At 71.3% G+C, this 13,953-nt stretch carries 11 protein-coding genes and 1 pseudogene; 4 read left to right on the top strand and 8 right to left on the bottom strand.

Annotation, left to right across the window (positions count from 1 at the left end; all coding sequences use genetic code 11):
* Positions 1–235, top strand: a pseudogene (locus tag G7A99_RS07000) (lysylphosphatidylglycerol synthase domain-containing protein); the annotation flags it as partial.
* Between the two features lie 14 nt (positions 236–249).
* Here G7A99_RS07000 and G7A99_RS07005 read toward each other — a convergent pair.
* The 3 genes from G7A99_RS07005 to G7A99_RS07015 form a co-directional block, all read right to left on the bottom strand.
* On the bottom strand, positions 250–966 hold the full coding sequence (locus G7A99_RS07005) for an SPOR domain-containing protein (RefSeq protein WP_018717592.1): 717 nt from the start codon (positions 964–966) through the stop codon (positions 250–252).
* 2 nt (positions 967–968) lie between these two features.
* Complete coding sequence (gene argS, locus G7A99_RS07010; RefSeq protein WP_018717593.1) at positions 969–2,729, bottom strand: arginine--tRNA ligase; 1,761 nt, start codon at positions 2,727–2,729, stop codon at positions 969–971.
* A 180-nt stretch (positions 2,730–2,909) separates the two neighbouring features.
* Positions 2,910–5,105: a primosomal protein N' gene (locus tag G7A99_RS07015; RefSeq protein ID WP_163139302.1), complete on the bottom strand. Its 2,196-nt coding sequence runs from the start codon at positions 5,103–5,105 to the stop codon at positions 2,910–2,912.
* A gap of 334 nt (positions 5,106–5,439) precedes the next feature.
* Between G7A99_RS07015 and G7A99_RS07020 the strand changes: the two genes are divergently transcribed.
* Entirely contained in the window at positions 5,440–5,967 is a 528-nt protein-coding gene (locus tag G7A99_RS07020; RefSeq protein ID WP_371807600.1) for a DNA-J related domain-containing protein, read from the top strand.
* Between the two features lie 6 nt (positions 5,968–5,973).
* Here the strand turns inward: G7A99_RS07020 and G7A99_RS07025 are convergent, their stop codons facing one another.
* The 4 genes from G7A99_RS07025 to G7A99_RS07040 all read right to left on the bottom strand — a co-directional run bounded on the left by G7A99_RS07025 (position 5,974) and on the right by G7A99_RS07040 (position 9,136).
* A complete protein-coding gene (locus G7A99_RS07025) occupies positions 5,974–6,588 on the bottom strand; it encodes a TIGR02444 family protein (RefSeq protein ID WP_018717596.1) in 615 nt (204 codons plus the stop codon).
* A 7-nt stretch (positions 6,589–6,595) separates the two neighbouring features.
* A complete protein-coding gene (locus G7A99_RS07030; protein WP_018717597.1) occupies positions 6,596–7,006 on the bottom strand; it encodes a hypothetical protein in 411 nt (136 codons plus the stop codon).
* Between the two features lie 149 nt (positions 7,007–7,155).
* Entirely contained in the window at positions 7,156–8,013 is an 858-nt protein-coding gene (gene fghA, locus G7A99_RS07035) for an S-formylglutathione hydrolase (protein ID WP_018717598.1), read from the bottom strand.
* Positions 8,014–8,026: 13 nt separating this feature from the next.
* Positions 8,027–9,136, bottom strand: a complete 1,110-nt coding sequence (locus G7A99_RS07040) for an S-(hydroxymethyl)glutathione dehydrogenase/class III alcohol dehydrogenase (protein ID WP_018717599.1) — start codon at positions 9,134–9,136, stop codon at positions 8,027–8,029.
* A 118-nt stretch (positions 9,137–9,254) separates the two neighbouring features.
* On the opposite strand from G7A99_RS07040, the gene G7A99_RS07045 reads away from it, so the two are divergent.
* Positions 9,255–10,187, top strand: coding sequence for a LysR family transcriptional regulator (locus G7A99_RS07045; RefSeq protein ID WP_040409293.1), 933 nt, complete (start codon positions 9,255–9,257; stop codon positions 10,185–10,187).
* Here the strand turns inward: G7A99_RS07045 and G7A99_RS07050 are convergent.
* Positions 10,165–12,114, bottom strand: coding sequence for a sigma-54-dependent Fis family transcriptional regulator (locus G7A99_RS07050; protein WP_163139304.1), 1,950 nt, complete (start codon positions 12,112–12,114; stop codon positions 10,165–10,167). The genes G7A99_RS07045 and G7A99_RS07050 overlap by 23 nt on opposite strands.
* A 396-nt stretch (positions 12,115–12,510) precedes the next feature.
* On the opposite strand from G7A99_RS07050, the gene G7A99_RS07055 reads away from it, so the two are divergent.
* Positions 12,511–13,953: NAD(P)/FAD-dependent oxidoreductase (locus G7A99_RS07055; RefSeq protein ID WP_240466152.1), on the top strand; the 1,443-nt coding region annotated here is incomplete at its 3' end.

Here is a 13,953-nt window from a genome sequence, read left to right on the forward strand (position 1 = left end):
CATCACCCAGGCGCTGTCGCTGATGGTCGGCCACCTGAGCCTGCTGCCCGGCGGCTCCGTGGGCGTGGAGGTGGGCTTCGGGATGATGCTCTCGGCCTGGGTGGATGCCTCGGTGCTGGCGGTGGCGCTGCTGGTGTGGCGCTTCTGCACCTTCCACTGGTATCTCATCGCGGGCGCGCCGGCGTTCCTGCTCACCGTCGGCCGCGGGGTGCTCGGGCGCCGGATGGCCTACTGAGCGCGGCGGCGGGTTCAGCCGCTGCGCTTGAGCAGGACGGTCTCGATGCCGTTCTCCTTGAGCCGCCGGCGCACGGTGTTCACGCGGTCGAGGTCGTTGAACGGCCCCACGCGCACCCGGTGCCAGAGCTCGCCGCCGGAGAGCTCCACGCGCTGGATGTTCGCCTCGATGCCGAGCAGTGCCAGCCGCGCCTTGAGCCGGTCCGCATCGTCGTGGCCGCGGAACGATCCGGCCTGAAGCAGGTAGCGCCGGTTGCTGTCGGCGCTCTTGCTTGCAGTGCTCTCGCCCGTGTCCGCGCTGGCGGAGCGCTGCCGGGTCGTCTCGCCGGTGTCACCGGGCTCTGCCGTGCGGTCGGCGGCCTGCTGTTGCCGTTCCTGGTCACCGCCGGGTACCTCCACCTTCTGTTCGGGCAGCAGGCGGTAGAACTCGAAGCGCGGCTTGTCCTGCTTCGCCGTGGTGTCGCCGCCGCCCTGCGGCGGCGTCCCGCTGTCACCGGTGATGTCCCGGCCGGCACCCTGCTGCTGCGGTGACGGCGGGGCCATGAGCTCGCTGAGCTGCTGCGGGCCGCCGCCGGTGTAGTGCCAGTGCACGAGCAGCGCCACCCCGAGCCCGATCCCGAGCCCGCCGACCCCCCAGAGCCAGCCCGGCAGCGAGCGCCCGGTGCTGCCCTTGCGGGAGGTGCTGCGGCGCTGCTGGCGGCCGCTTGCCTGTCCGGTCTTGCGGCGGGCCATGGTTACATCCGCTCCGGTGCGTTTACCGCGAGCACGCGCAGGCCGTTGCGCAGGACCTGGCGCGTCGCGAGCACGAGGTTGAGCCGCGCGTTGCGCAGCCCGGCGTCGTCGACGAGGAATTGGTGCGCGTTGTAGTAGGTGTGGAAGGCACCGGCGAGCTCGCGCAGGTAGTGCGCGAGCTGGTGGGGTTCGTGGGCCAGCGCGGCGGTCTCGATGACCTCGGGGAAGCGCCCGAGCTGGCTGATCAGGGCCTGCTCGTGGTCCTCGGTGAGGCGCGCGAGGGCCTGGAAGCCGGCGTCCGGGTCATGGTCCAGGCCCTGCTCGTCGAGCTGGCGGAGCACGCTGCAGATCCGCGCGTGGGCGTACTGGAGGTAGTACACCGGATTGTCCGCGGACTCGGACTTGGCGAGCTCCAGGTCGAAGTCCAGGTGCTGCTCCGGGCGGCGCATGACGTAGAAGAACCGGGCGGCGTCGTTGCCCACCTCCTCGCGCAGCTCGCGCAGGGTGACGAACTCGCCGGAGCGGGTGGACATCGGCAGGCGCTCGGCGCCGCGGTAGAGGATGGCGAACTGCACCAGGCGGAACTCCAGCCGGTCCGCCGGGTAGCCGAAGGCCTCCAGGCTGGCGCGCACGCGGGCCATGTAGCCATGGTGGTCGGCGCCGAAGACGTCGATCAGCTGGTCGAAGCCGCGCTCGAACTTGTCCAGGTGGTAGGCGATGTCCGAGGCGAAGTAGGTGGTCAGCCCGTCGGCGCGGCGGACCACACGGTCCTTGTCGTCGCCGAAGTCGGTGGCGCGGAACCACAGCGCGCCGTCGGCCTCGTAGCAGTGCCCGGCCTCGACCAGGCGCTCGATGGTGCGGCCGACGGCGCCGTTCTCGGTGAGGCTGCGCTCGGAGAACCAGCGGTCGAAGTGCACGCCGAACTCGCCGAGGTCGTCGCGGATGTCGGCGAGGATGGCCTCCAGCGCCGCGTCCAGCACCGCGCGGTAGCGCGCCTCGCCGAGCAGCTCGCGGCTGCGGCGCACGAGCGCGTCGACATGGGCCTCCTTGTCGCCGCCGTCGCTGGCGTCCGCCGGGAGCTTCGCGGTGAGCGCGGCGGTGTCGATCCGGTAGGCGTCGCCGTCGCGTTCGGCGAGCCCGGAGGCGATGTCGCGGATGTAGTCGCCGCGGTAACCGTTGTCCGGGAAGGGCACCGCCCCGCCGCGCTGCTCCAGGTAGCGCAGCAGCACGGACACCGCGAGGATGTCCATCTGCCGGCCGGCGTCGTTGACGTAGTACTCCCGCTGGACGTCGAAGCCGGCGGTGGCGAGCAGGCTCGCCAGCGCGCTCCCGAACGCCGCGCCCCGGCCGTGGCCCACGTGCAGCGGCCCGGTGGGATTGGCGGAGACGAACTCCACCAGGATGCGCCGGCCCTCGCCCGCGCGGCTGCGCCCGAAGGCCTCGCCCTGCTCCCAGACGTCGCGGATCACCGCGAAGGCGGCGTCGGCGGTGAGGAAGAAATTGATGAACCCGGGGCCCGCGATCTCCACGCGCTCGACATAGCGGTGCGGCGGCAGGGCGTCGACCAGCGCCTGGGCGAGCTCCCGCGGCGGCCGTCGTGCCGGCTTGGCCAGGCGCATCGCGGTGTTGGTGGCGAAGTCGCCATGGCCCTCGCCGCGGCCGCGCTCGACCTGCACGTCGATGTCGAGCCCGGCGGGAAGGGTGCCGTCGGCCTGCAGCGTGCCGATGGCCTGCTCGACGAGCTGCGCGAGTAGATTCTTCATAGGGTCCGGGTGGTATCCGTCTGCGGGGTGTCGAAGCGCCCTATTATCGCCTGTGTACCCGCTCATGCAAGGCAGCCGGGGCCCCGCCCGGGCAACGCCCGTCGGGGGCGGCGCGGGCGGGGGCGACGGCAGGCGCGCACGAGGCGTTCCCGGCTGCGTCTGCGCCCGCGCGCATTGCGGTTACAGCATGTCCGCCGGGTCGACGTCGATGCTCCAGCGCACCCGCCGCGCCTGCGGGAGGGCGGCGACGCCGGGCAGCCAGCGTTTCAGGCCGGCCTGGAGGTGGCGGCGGGAGGGCGCGCGCACGAGGAGCTGGGCGCGGACCCGCCCCGCCCGGCGCTCCATGGGCGCCGGTACCGGCCCGAGGAGCTCCAGTCGCGTGCCCTCCGGGCCGGCGGCGCGGGCGGCGTCGAGGAATTCCCGGGGTGCGGCCTCGTCGACGGCCTCGGCGCGGAGCAGGGCCATGGCCGTGTAGGGTGGCAGGCCGGCGGCCTCGCGTTCCAGCAGCGCGTCCTCGGCGAAGCGGCGGTAGCCGGCGTGGACGAGGAGCTGCAGCAGCGGGTGTTCCGGGTGGTGGGTCTGGATCGCGACCTCGCCGGGGCGCTCCGCCCGCCCGGCGCGTCCGGCCACCTGGATGATGAGCTGTGCGAGTCGTTCCGGGGCGCGGAAGTCGGCGCTGAACAGGCCCTGGTCGGCATCCACCACCGCCACCAGGGTGACCGCCGGCAGGTGGTGCCCCTTGGCGAGCATCTGGGTGCCCAGGAGGATGCGCGCCTCGCCGCGCTGCGCCGCCGCCATCTGCCGCTCGAAGGCACCCTTGCGCCGGGTGCTGTCGCGGTCGATGCGGACCATGGCGGTGTCGGGGAAGGCGGCCTCGATGGCCTCGGCCAGGCGCTCGGTGCCCTGGCCCACGGGGCGCAGGTCGACGCTGCCGCAGTCCGGGCAGGCCCGTGGGACCGGGCGCTCGTGGTCGCAGTGATGGCAGTGCAGGCGGCGGTCGTGGCGGTGGTAGGTCAGCCGTGCGTCGCAGCGCTCGCATTCCGAGACCCAGCCGCATTCGTGGCAGAGCAGCACCGGGGCGAAGCCGCGCCGGTTGAGAAACACCAGCACCTGCCCGTCGTCGTCCAGGTGGGCGCGCATCTGCTCGATCAGCGGCGCCGAGAGGCCGTCCCGCAGGGGGCGGCCGCGGACGTCCAGGAGCCGGAAGCGGGGCATGGCCGCGCCGCCGGCCCGCTGGGGCAGGCGCAGCTCCCGGTAACGGCCGAGGCGCATGTTGTGCAGGGTCTCCAGTGAGGGGGTCGCGCTGCCGAGGATCACGGTCAGCCCCAGGCGCTGGGCGCGGACCACGGCGAGGTCCCGGGCGGAGTAGCGGAAGCCGTCCTGCTGCTTGAGCGAGGCGTCATGCTCCTCGTCCACCAGGATGAGGCCGGGGCGGGCTAGGGGCGTGAACACCGCCGAGCGCGTGCCGATGATCACGTCCGCCACGCCGTCCCGGGCGGCGAGCCAGCCGTCCAGGCGCTCGCCGGCGGCGAGGCCGGAGTGGAGCACGGCGATGCGGGCGGCGAGCCGGCGGGCGAAGCGGTCGACGAGCTGCGGGGTCAGGCCGATCTCGGGGACGATCACCAGGGCCTGGCGCCCCGCGGCGAGCACCGCCTCGATGGCGTGGAGGTAGACCTCGGTCTTGCCGCTGCCGGTCACGCCCTCGACCACCAGCGGGGCGAATCCCTCGGCGCCGCGAACGGCGTCCACCGCGTCGCGCTGGGCGTCGTTGAGCGTCGGGCGGTCGCCGCCGTCGTCGTGGCCCTCGATGAGCCCGGGGGTGTCCACCTGCCCGGCCCGGGCGAGACCGCGCTCGACCAGCCGCTGGAGGCCGCCGCGCCAGTCACCCTCCGCCTCGGGGAAGTGGGCGGCGGCGAGGCTGCCGAGGGACTGCAGGCGCGCGAGCAGCGCCGCCTGCCGCGGGGCGCGGGCGGCGAGGGTGTCGGGCGGGGTGTCGCGCCCGGTGTCGGTGAGTCGCCAGACGGTCTCGCGGGTGTACTGTGCCGGCTGGCCGTGGCGCAGGCGTACGGGCAGCGCGCTCGTCAGCGCCTCGCCCACCGGGTGGTGGTAGTAGCCGGCCGCCCAGAGCGTGAGTTCGAGCAGTTCCCCGGGCAGCACCGCGGTGTCGTCGAGGAGCTCGCCGAGCGGGCGCAGGCGCCGCGTGGGGAGCTCGCTGTGCGTGGCCGTGGCGACGACCACGCCGATCACCTGGCGGCGGCCGAGGGGCACGCGCACCCGCGCCCCCGGCTCCGGCACGGCGGCGGTGATGCGGTAGTCCAGCGGCTCCGGCAGCGGGCCGGGCACGGCGACGCGGGCGATCTGCGGCGGTTCGGGCATGCGTCTCGGGCGGCGTTCGTTTGCCGCCCAGTGTAACCGGCGACCGGGCGGTTGCGGCGGCGGGTTTTCCCCACATGCTGTGGATAACTGTGTGGAAGAATTCTGGGAATATCCCCTAAGTGCCTGTCGGGCAAGCGGGTTAGCGAATATGCCGAAAATTTAACCGCTATAAAATTGCTTTTTAAAACAGAAGGTTATTATATTGCCCCCCAGCTATCGACGATACCGGCCCGACCTGCAGTCCGGTTGCCGGCAGGGGACGAACACGGTGGATAACTGCGAGACGGCGCCGCCCGCCGGTGCCTGGGATCACCACCTCGGGCGGATCGAGGCGATGCTGCGCGAGGCGCCGGAGGGGCTCGCGGAGTTCGAGCTGATCCGCGCGCTACAGGCCAGGGATGATGTCCCGGAGATCGCGCCGGGCTGCCTGGCGCGACCGCTGGCGATGTATCGGACCCACTTCCTGCTCTTCCACACCCTCTACCGCCTGGGCGAGCGTCTGGCCGTGCACGGCGAGGACGTGCAGGTGGACTGCCTGTGCATCCGCATCCTGCCGCGGACGACGGCGTCAGCGCTGGGGGCGCCGGACGGCGTGCGCGCGTTCTACACGGACATGGGCAACCTCGACGGGATCACCGAGGCGGAGGTGGAACGGCTGCTCGGCTCGTTCTGGCAGCGTCTGGCGCGGGACGACGGCCGCGCGGACGCACTGGCGGAGCTGGGGCTGTCGGACCCGGTGGACGACGCGGCGATCCGCGCCGCCTACCGGCGGCTGGCGATGCGCCACCACCCGGACCGCGGCGGCGACGGCGGGCGGCTGCGCGAGATCAACCGCGCGATGCGCACGCTCGGGCTGCAGTGATCCGACTCAGGCCCCGCCGCTGCCCTCGCAGCCGCCGCCGACCTGCCACACCGCCGCCGCCTCGCGCTTGATCGCCTCGCCGTCGACGTCCGGGAACGCCGCGCCGAGGATCCGCGCGAGCGCGTCCAGGGCCTGGGGCTCCGGGCGGGGACAGCTCTTGCGCGTGTACAGAGCCGCGTTGGCCGTGGCATCGCGCCAGCGCTCCGCCTCCGCGGAGACCGGGCACTGCCCGCGGGGGAAGTCCTCGAGCAGGAGCTGCTGCTCGATGCGTTCCGCCTCCAGCTCCTGGCGCAGCACCTCGTGGCGCAGGGCCTCGGTACGCGTCTCCAGCCCCGGGGGCGGCTGCTGGCGCAGGCGGCGGCGCAGTGCGCGCATGGGCTCGATGACCTCGCGGTGCCACTCCGTCGCGCGGCGCACGGTGGTCTCCAGCTGGGTCGCGCCCATACGGCCGTAGCCGTGGGCGCCGGTCCAGATCGCCCCGAGCAGGGTGGAGATGCTCAGCCCGTAGCGCGCCTGCACGGCGAGGCAGGTGTCCTTGATGCCCTGCATGCCGTAGACGCGCACGGCGAAGTCCCAGAGCGCGGCCGCCTCGTCGGCGACGGACGCCGGCTGATCGTTCATGCCCGCCTCAGCGCAGCTGGAAGCCGCCGCCCTGGCCGCCTCCGCCGCCGGGCATGCCGCCACCGCCCTGGCCGCCCATCTGGTCGGGGGTGACGATGCGGGAGGCGGACTCGCGCTGCATCTCCTTGAGCTCATCCATGGTCTGCTCAAGGGCCTGCTGCGCGGCCTCCGGGAAGGCCTCCATGGCGCCGTCGAGGCTGTCCGCATCCAGCTCGAAGGACAGCGGCAGCGCGCCCGCGGGGGTCATCACCTGGGTCTGGCCGAGGTAGAGCACGTCGCGGTCGGGGTCGTCGCTGCCGTCGCTGCGCACGGGGGTGAGGCGCTGGATGGTGCCGATGCGCCGATCGGTGAAGACCTCCTCACGGAAGAGCCCGTTCGGGTCCATCTTCATCTCGGAGAGACCGGATTCGTCTGCCATTTCGATTCCTCTACGGGTTGTGCGTTCCAACGGACGCTAGCCTACCAGAGGCGGTGTTGGTGGTGCGTCCCTCCCGGGTATGAGGGCGATCGTGTCGGGGTCAAGGTGGCCGCCGCCCGCGGCGGGTGCCGCGGGCGGGGTCGAACGCCTCAGCCGGGGCAGCCGAGGGCGTCGGCGTGGTGGCGGAGATGGTCGTCGATGAAGCTGGCGATAAAGAAGTAGCTGTGGTCGTACCCCGGGCGGCGGCGCAGGGTCAGGGGGTGCCCGGCCGCCGCGCAGGCGCTCTCCAGGGCCTCGGGATGGAGCTGTTCGGCGAGGAAGCCGTCGGCCTCGCCCTGGTCTACCAGCAGCGGCAGGCGCTCGGAGGCGGTGGCGACGAGGTGGCTGGCGTCGTAGGCCGCCCATTCCGTCTCGTCGTCGCCGAGATAGCGGGAGAACGCCTTGTGCCCCCATGGCACGGCGACGGGATTGCAGATCGGTGCGAACGCGGAGACCGAGCGGTAGCGGCCCGGGTTGCGCAGGGCGCAGACCAGCGCCCCGTGCCCGCCCATGGAGTGGCCGCTGATCGCGCGTCGGTCGGTGACCGGCAGCTCGGCCTCCACCAGCGCCGGCAGCTCCTCGACGACGTAGTCGTACATCCGGTAGTGGGCGTCCCACGGTGCGCGGGTCGCGTTGACGTAGAAACCCGCACCGGAGCCGAAGTCGTACTCGTCGTGTTCGCCGGGCAGATCGGTACCCCGCGGGCTGGTGTCGGGGCAGATGATGGCCATGCCCAGCTCGGCGGCGAGGCGCTGGGCGCCCGCCTTCTGCATGAAGTTCTCGTCGGTGCAGGTCAGCCCCGAGAGCCAGTAGAGCACCGGCACCGGCTGGCGCTCGGCCTGCGGCGGCAGGTAGACGCCGAAGATCATCTGGCAGTCGAGGCTGCGTGCGTGGTGGCGGTAGCGCAGCACGCGGCCGTCGAAGCAGCGGTTCTCGGCGACGGTTTCCAGTGTCGGCTGTTCCGGCATCATCCCCTCCGCTTCAGAAGTACACCACCGAGCGGATGCTCTCGCCGGCGTGCATCAGCTCGAAGGCGCGGTTGATCTCCTCCAGCCCCATGGTGTGGGTGACGAACTCGTCGATGTTGATATCGCCGTCCATGTACCGGGTGACGTAGCCCGGCAGCTCGGTGCGGCCCTTCACGCCGCCGAACGCGGACCCGCGCCAGACCCGCCCGGTGACGAGCTGGAACGGCCGGGTGGAGATCTCCTCGCCGGCACCGGCGACGCCGATGATCGTCGACTCGCCCCAGCCCTTGTGGCAGCACTCCAGCGCGGCACGCATGGTGTTCACGTTGCCGATGCACTCGAACGAGTAGTCGACGCCGCCGTCGGTCATCTCCGTGAGGACCTGCTGGATCGGCGCGTCGTAGTCCTTCGGGTTGACGAAGTCCGTGGCGCCGAGCTGGCCGGCGAACTCGAACTTGCCGGGCTCGATGTCCACGGCGATGATGCGCTCCGCCTTCGCCAGCACCGCCCCCTGGATCACGCTCAGGCCGACGGCGCCGAGGCCGAACACCGCCACCGTCGAGCCGGGCTCCACCCTGGCGGTGTTGTGCACCGCGCCGATGCCGGTGGTGATGCCGCAGCCGAGCAGGCAGACCTTGTCCAGCGGGGCGTCGGTGCTGACCTTTACCAGCGCGATCTCCGGCAGCACGGTGTACTCGGAGAACGTCGACGTGCCCATGTAGTGGTGGATCTTCTCGCCCTTGTAGGAGAAACGGCTGGTGCCGTCGGGCATCACCCCCTGGCCCTGGGTGGCGCGGATGGCGGAGCACAGGTTGGTCTTGCCGGAGCGGCAGAACTTGCACTCGCCGCACTCCGGCGTATAGAGCGGGATGACGTGGTCGCCGGGGGCCAGGCTGGTGACGCCCGGGCCGACCTCCTCGACCACCGCACCGCCCTCGTGACCGAGGATGACCGGGAAGTTCCCCTCCGGGTCGGCGCCGGAGAGGGTGAACGCGTCGGTGTGGCACACACCGGTGGCGACGTTGCGCACGAGCACCTCGCCCTCGCGCGGCGGGGCGACATCGACCTCGACGATCTCCAGCGGATCTCCTGCCTTGAAGGCGACGGCGGCACGGGACTTCATGGTTATCCTCCTGCGCGGGGCGCGGGTGAGCGGTTCTGAATGTATCGCCGCAGTTTAGGAAGCCCCGAATACACGATAAAGTGCAAAAGTATCATTAGTCTTTTGCAGAATTGCATCAATGAGTCGATGGGATGATGTCGAGGCCTTCGTGGCCGTGGTCGAGGAGGGCGGTTTCTCCGCCGGTGCCCGGGCGCTGGGGACCTCGCCCTCGTTCGCCAGCCGGGCGATCCAGCGCCTGGAGCGGCGCCTCGCCGTACAGCTGCTCCACCGCACCACCCGCCAGCTGCGCCTGACCGACAGCGGCCGGCGCTACTTCGAGGAATGCCGCTCGCTGGTGACCGCGCTGGACGCGGCGGAGCGCTCGGTGCAGGCCATGGAGGCCGCCCCCCGGGGGCTGATCCGAATGAGCTGCGCCACCTACTTCGGTGAGCACTACCTCGCCCCGGCGGTGAACGACTTCATGCTCCAGTACCCGGAGATCAGCGTGGAGCTGGAGCTGACCAACCGCGTGGTCGACCTGGTGCAGGAGGGCTTCGACCTCGCCGTGCGCCTCGGCAGCCTCAAGGATTCCAGCCTCGTGGCCCGCCGCCTCGCCCCGCGGCGGCTGCACGTGTGTGCCTCGCCGGGGTATCTCGCGCGCCACGGCCACCCCGCGTCGCCGGAGGCGCTGGCCCGCCATCAGTGCCTGGTGGGCTCCACCGATTACTGGACCTTCTCCATCAACGGCCGCCGGGAGGATCGCCGTGTCCGTGGCCGGCTGCGCTGCAACAACGGCCTGGCGCTGCTGGATGCCGCCCTCAAGGGCCTGGGGATCGCCCAGCTCCCCGCCCACTATGTGGCCGGCCCGCTGGCCCGCGGCGAGCTGGTGGAGGTCCTGCCGGACTACCGGTTCACCGACGCCGGCGTGTACGCGGTGTATCCGTGGAGCCGCTACCCGGCGCCCAAGGTCCGGGCGATGGTCGATTTCCTGCTGGCGCATTTCCAGACCCCGGCATCGGCAGAGCGTGCCGGATCCGATGCAAGTGCCGCTAGCGCAGATGCGGGGCGATGATGCCGAAGCGCTGCATCCGGCGGTAGACCGTGGGCCGGGAGACGCCGAGCTGGCGGGCGACGGCGCTGACGTTCCAGCGCGAGTGGCGCAGGGCCTCGTGCAGGGCCTGGCCGTCCGGTGGCAGCGCCGCCGCCTCCGGGGGCGGTGCCTCGCGGTTGCCGGCCCCGGTGCGGCACTCCTCGGGCAGGTCGGTGACGGCGATCTCCGTGCCCTCGCCGGTGGCCAGCGCGTAGGCCAGGGCGTTGCGGAGCTGGCGTATATTCCCCGGCCAGGGGTAGGCGAGCAGGGCGCTGATGGTGTCCGCGCGCAGTCGCACGTGGCTGTCCCGTTCGCGGCTGAGCGCGGCGAACAGCCGCTCGATGATGTACTGCCGGTCGGCGCGTTCGCGTAGCGGCGGCAGCCGCAGCGTGGCACCGTTGAGGCGGTAGTAGAGGTCCTCGCGGAAGCCGCCCTCGGTGACCATTTCGTTGATGTCCCGGTGGGTGGCGGCGATCACCCGCAGGTCCACGCCCACCGGCCGGTCCGCCCCCAGCGGGGTGACCTCGCGCTCGGCGAGCACCCGCAGCAGCCGGGTCTGAAGGTGCAGCGGCATGTCCCCGATCTCGTCGAGAAACAGGGTGCCGCCGTCGGCCTGCTGGAGTAATCCCTGCATGCCCCGGCTGCGTCCCCCGGTGAACGCGCCGGCTCGGTAGCCGAACAGCTCGCTCTCGATCAGCGCTTCCGGTATGGCGGCACAGTTGACGGCAACGAACGCGCCACGGGCGCGGTGACTGGAGTCGTGGATGGCCCGGGCGAGGCGCTCCTTGCCGGTGCCGGTCTCCCCGGTGATCACGATGTTCACCGTTTCGTTGCGCAGCCGCCGGGCGATGGACAGGGTCTTGCGCATGGACGGATCGTCCGCGGCGAGGGCGTCGAGGGCCGGTACCGCTTCCCCGTCGGCCGGGGGGATGCCGGTCCCGCTGCCGGACCGGCGCCGGGGTTCCAGCACCGTGCCGAAGAGGATCTCGCCGTCGCCGCGGGTGCGGAAGGCGCGGACCTGGTCATCGGAGGCGAGCGGGATGCTCCAGATGTCGGTGAGCTCGCAGTCGAGCAGGTGGTGGATGGGCGGGTGGGGCCGGCTGCCGTCCGCCCTCGTTGCCGGCCACGGGTGGCGTGCGATCAGGGCGCGGCCGGCGGTGTTGGCGGCGATCACGGTGCCGTCCCTGTCCAGCGCGAACATCCGCTCGCCGTTGACGTGCACGAACTCGCGCGAGCTGCCGCAGCGGAAGATGTGATGGTCGCGGTAGCGGCGCAGGAAGTAGGCGTCCTCGATCATGCGCGCGTGAAGCAGGACCAGCTGCAGCGCGAAGCTCTGGCTGGCGGCGTCGCCCGGGGAGTCCAGCGCCGATATGTCGAGCACCGCCATGACGTCGCCGGCGGGATCGGTGATCGGAGCTGCAGTACAGGTGAGCCCGATGTGTGTGGCGTCGAAGTGATCGTCGCGGTGGCAGGTGAGGGAAACCCCCTCCTCGATGCAGGTGCCCACGCCGCAGGTGCCGGCGTGATGCTCGCGCCAGTCCGCACCGAGATAGAGCCCGGCGCGGCGCAGCCGGCGGTCGTCGGCACGCTCGCCGAGGAACTGCACGGTGATGCCGCGGCGGTCGGTGAGCAGGAGGACGTAGCCGAGCTGCGCGACCTGCCGGTAGAGCTGCTCGACCCCGGCGCGGGCGACGTTGAGCAGCTCGTCGGCGCGATCCTGGTGCTCACGCAGGGTCTCGCTGGTAACGATACGTGCCGCCCGGGGGCGGCTCGGGTCGAGACCGTGCTCGAGCACGCAGCGTTTCCAGGAGCGCTCGATCAGCGAGGCCTTGCCCGGGATCGGTAGATCACTTCCCGCGCAACGGATGATCGCATCGATGTGCGAGCGCTGCTCGCCCCTGAGCGCCATCGTCTCTCCTCCACGGGCGGGCGGTGGTGCTGCCGGCCGTCCCTCGCCGTACGATGCCGGTCCGCCTCTGTTGTCCGCGCCGTCTCGTGCGGGCGTAGATTCTCCAGCTTACCCCCGCCCCATGTGCTGTCAACCCGACATGTTTTTATTAAAAACAGCACGTTACATGTGTAAAGCATACCCGGCCATGGCGTTACACCTGTAACGCCATGGCCGGGTATGCAGTCCCTTCAAGACTGCCCCGCGGCACTCTGGGGAATCCAGGAAAAGACGTTCAATCAGTGGCTTGTGTCATCCGCCGGCCGCGGCGGCGGGGCTGGCACGAACACTGCTCCGTCACCCCCGGTGGGCCATCGCGCCCGCTGCACGATAAACCAGCACCATGGAGGAGAGACCATGAACGCAGTCGTGGATGACGCGACCACCCGGGTGAACGCGTGGCTCCGGGACTTCGGCGCCGCTCTGGAGCGTCACGACGTCGAGGCCGCCGTGTCGATGTTCGCCGACGAGTGCTACTGGCGGGACCTCGTCACGTTCACCTGGAACATCAAGACCGTGGAGGGCCGGGATGCCGTACGGGACATGCTGGCCGCCACACTCGAGCATACCCGCCCGTCGCAGTGGCGGCTGGATGGGGAGGCCGGCGAGGCCGACGGTGTCAGTGAAGGGTGGCTGACGTTCTCGACGGCGACGGCGCACGGTGAGGGCCATATCCGGCTGGACCGCGACGGCCGCTGCTGGACGCTGCTTACGGCTATGACGGCGCTGAGGGATTTTCCGGAGCCCGCCGGAAAGCGGCGGCCGATGGGGGCCGAGCACGGCATCGTGCGCAACCGCCAGACCTGGCTGGAGGCCCGGGAGGAGGAGCAGCGGCGCCTGGGCTACGAGGAGCAGCCTTACTGCGTGATCGTCGGCGGCGGCCAGGGCGGGATCGGCCTGGGGGCGCGCCTGCGGCGCATGGGCGTGCCGACCATCATCGTCGAGCGTAATGCCCGCCCCGGGGACTCCTGGCGCAAGCGCTACCGCTCGCTGTGCCTGCACGACCCGGTCTGGTACGACCACCTGCCGTACCTGCCCTTTCCCGATCACTGGCCGGTGTTCTCGCCCAAGGACAAGATCGGCGACTGGCTGGAGATGTACACCCGCGTCATGGAGCTGAACTACTGGCACTCCACCGAGTGCCGCAGCGCGGCCTACGACGAGGACGCCGGGGAATGGGTCGTCCACGTCGAGCGCGAGGGCCGGCCGGTGACGCTGCGCCCCCGCCAGCTGGTGCTCGCCACCGGCATGTCCGGCATGCCCAACGTGCCCGATTTCCCGGGAGCGGCGGATTTCCGGGGCGAGCAGTGCCACTCCAGCCGGTTCACCAGTGGCGAGGCGTACGCGGACCGGCAGTGCGTCGTTGTGGGCGCGAACAACTCCGCCCACGACATCAGCGCGGATCTCTGGGAGAACGGTGCCCGCGTCACCATGGTCCAGCGCTCCTCCACCCACGTGGTGAAGTCCGAGTCGCTGATGACCCACGCCCTGGGGCCGCTGTACTCCCAGGAAGCGGTGGATGCGGGCATCACCACCCACCGGGCGGATATGACCTTCGCCTCCATTCCCTTCCGGATCATGCCGGACTTCCACATCCCGGTGTACGAGCGCATCGCCGAGGAGGACGCGGCGTTCTACCGGCGCCTCGAGGAGGCCGGTTTCACTCTCGACTTCGGCGAGGACGGCTCGGGGCTGTTCATGAAGTACCTCCGCCGGGCCTCGGGCTACTACATCGACGTCGGTGCCTCGGAGCTCATCGCCCAGGGGGAGATCGGGATACGCAGCGGCGTGACCATCGAA

The organism is Arhodomonas sp. KWT, from assembly GCF_010993615.1.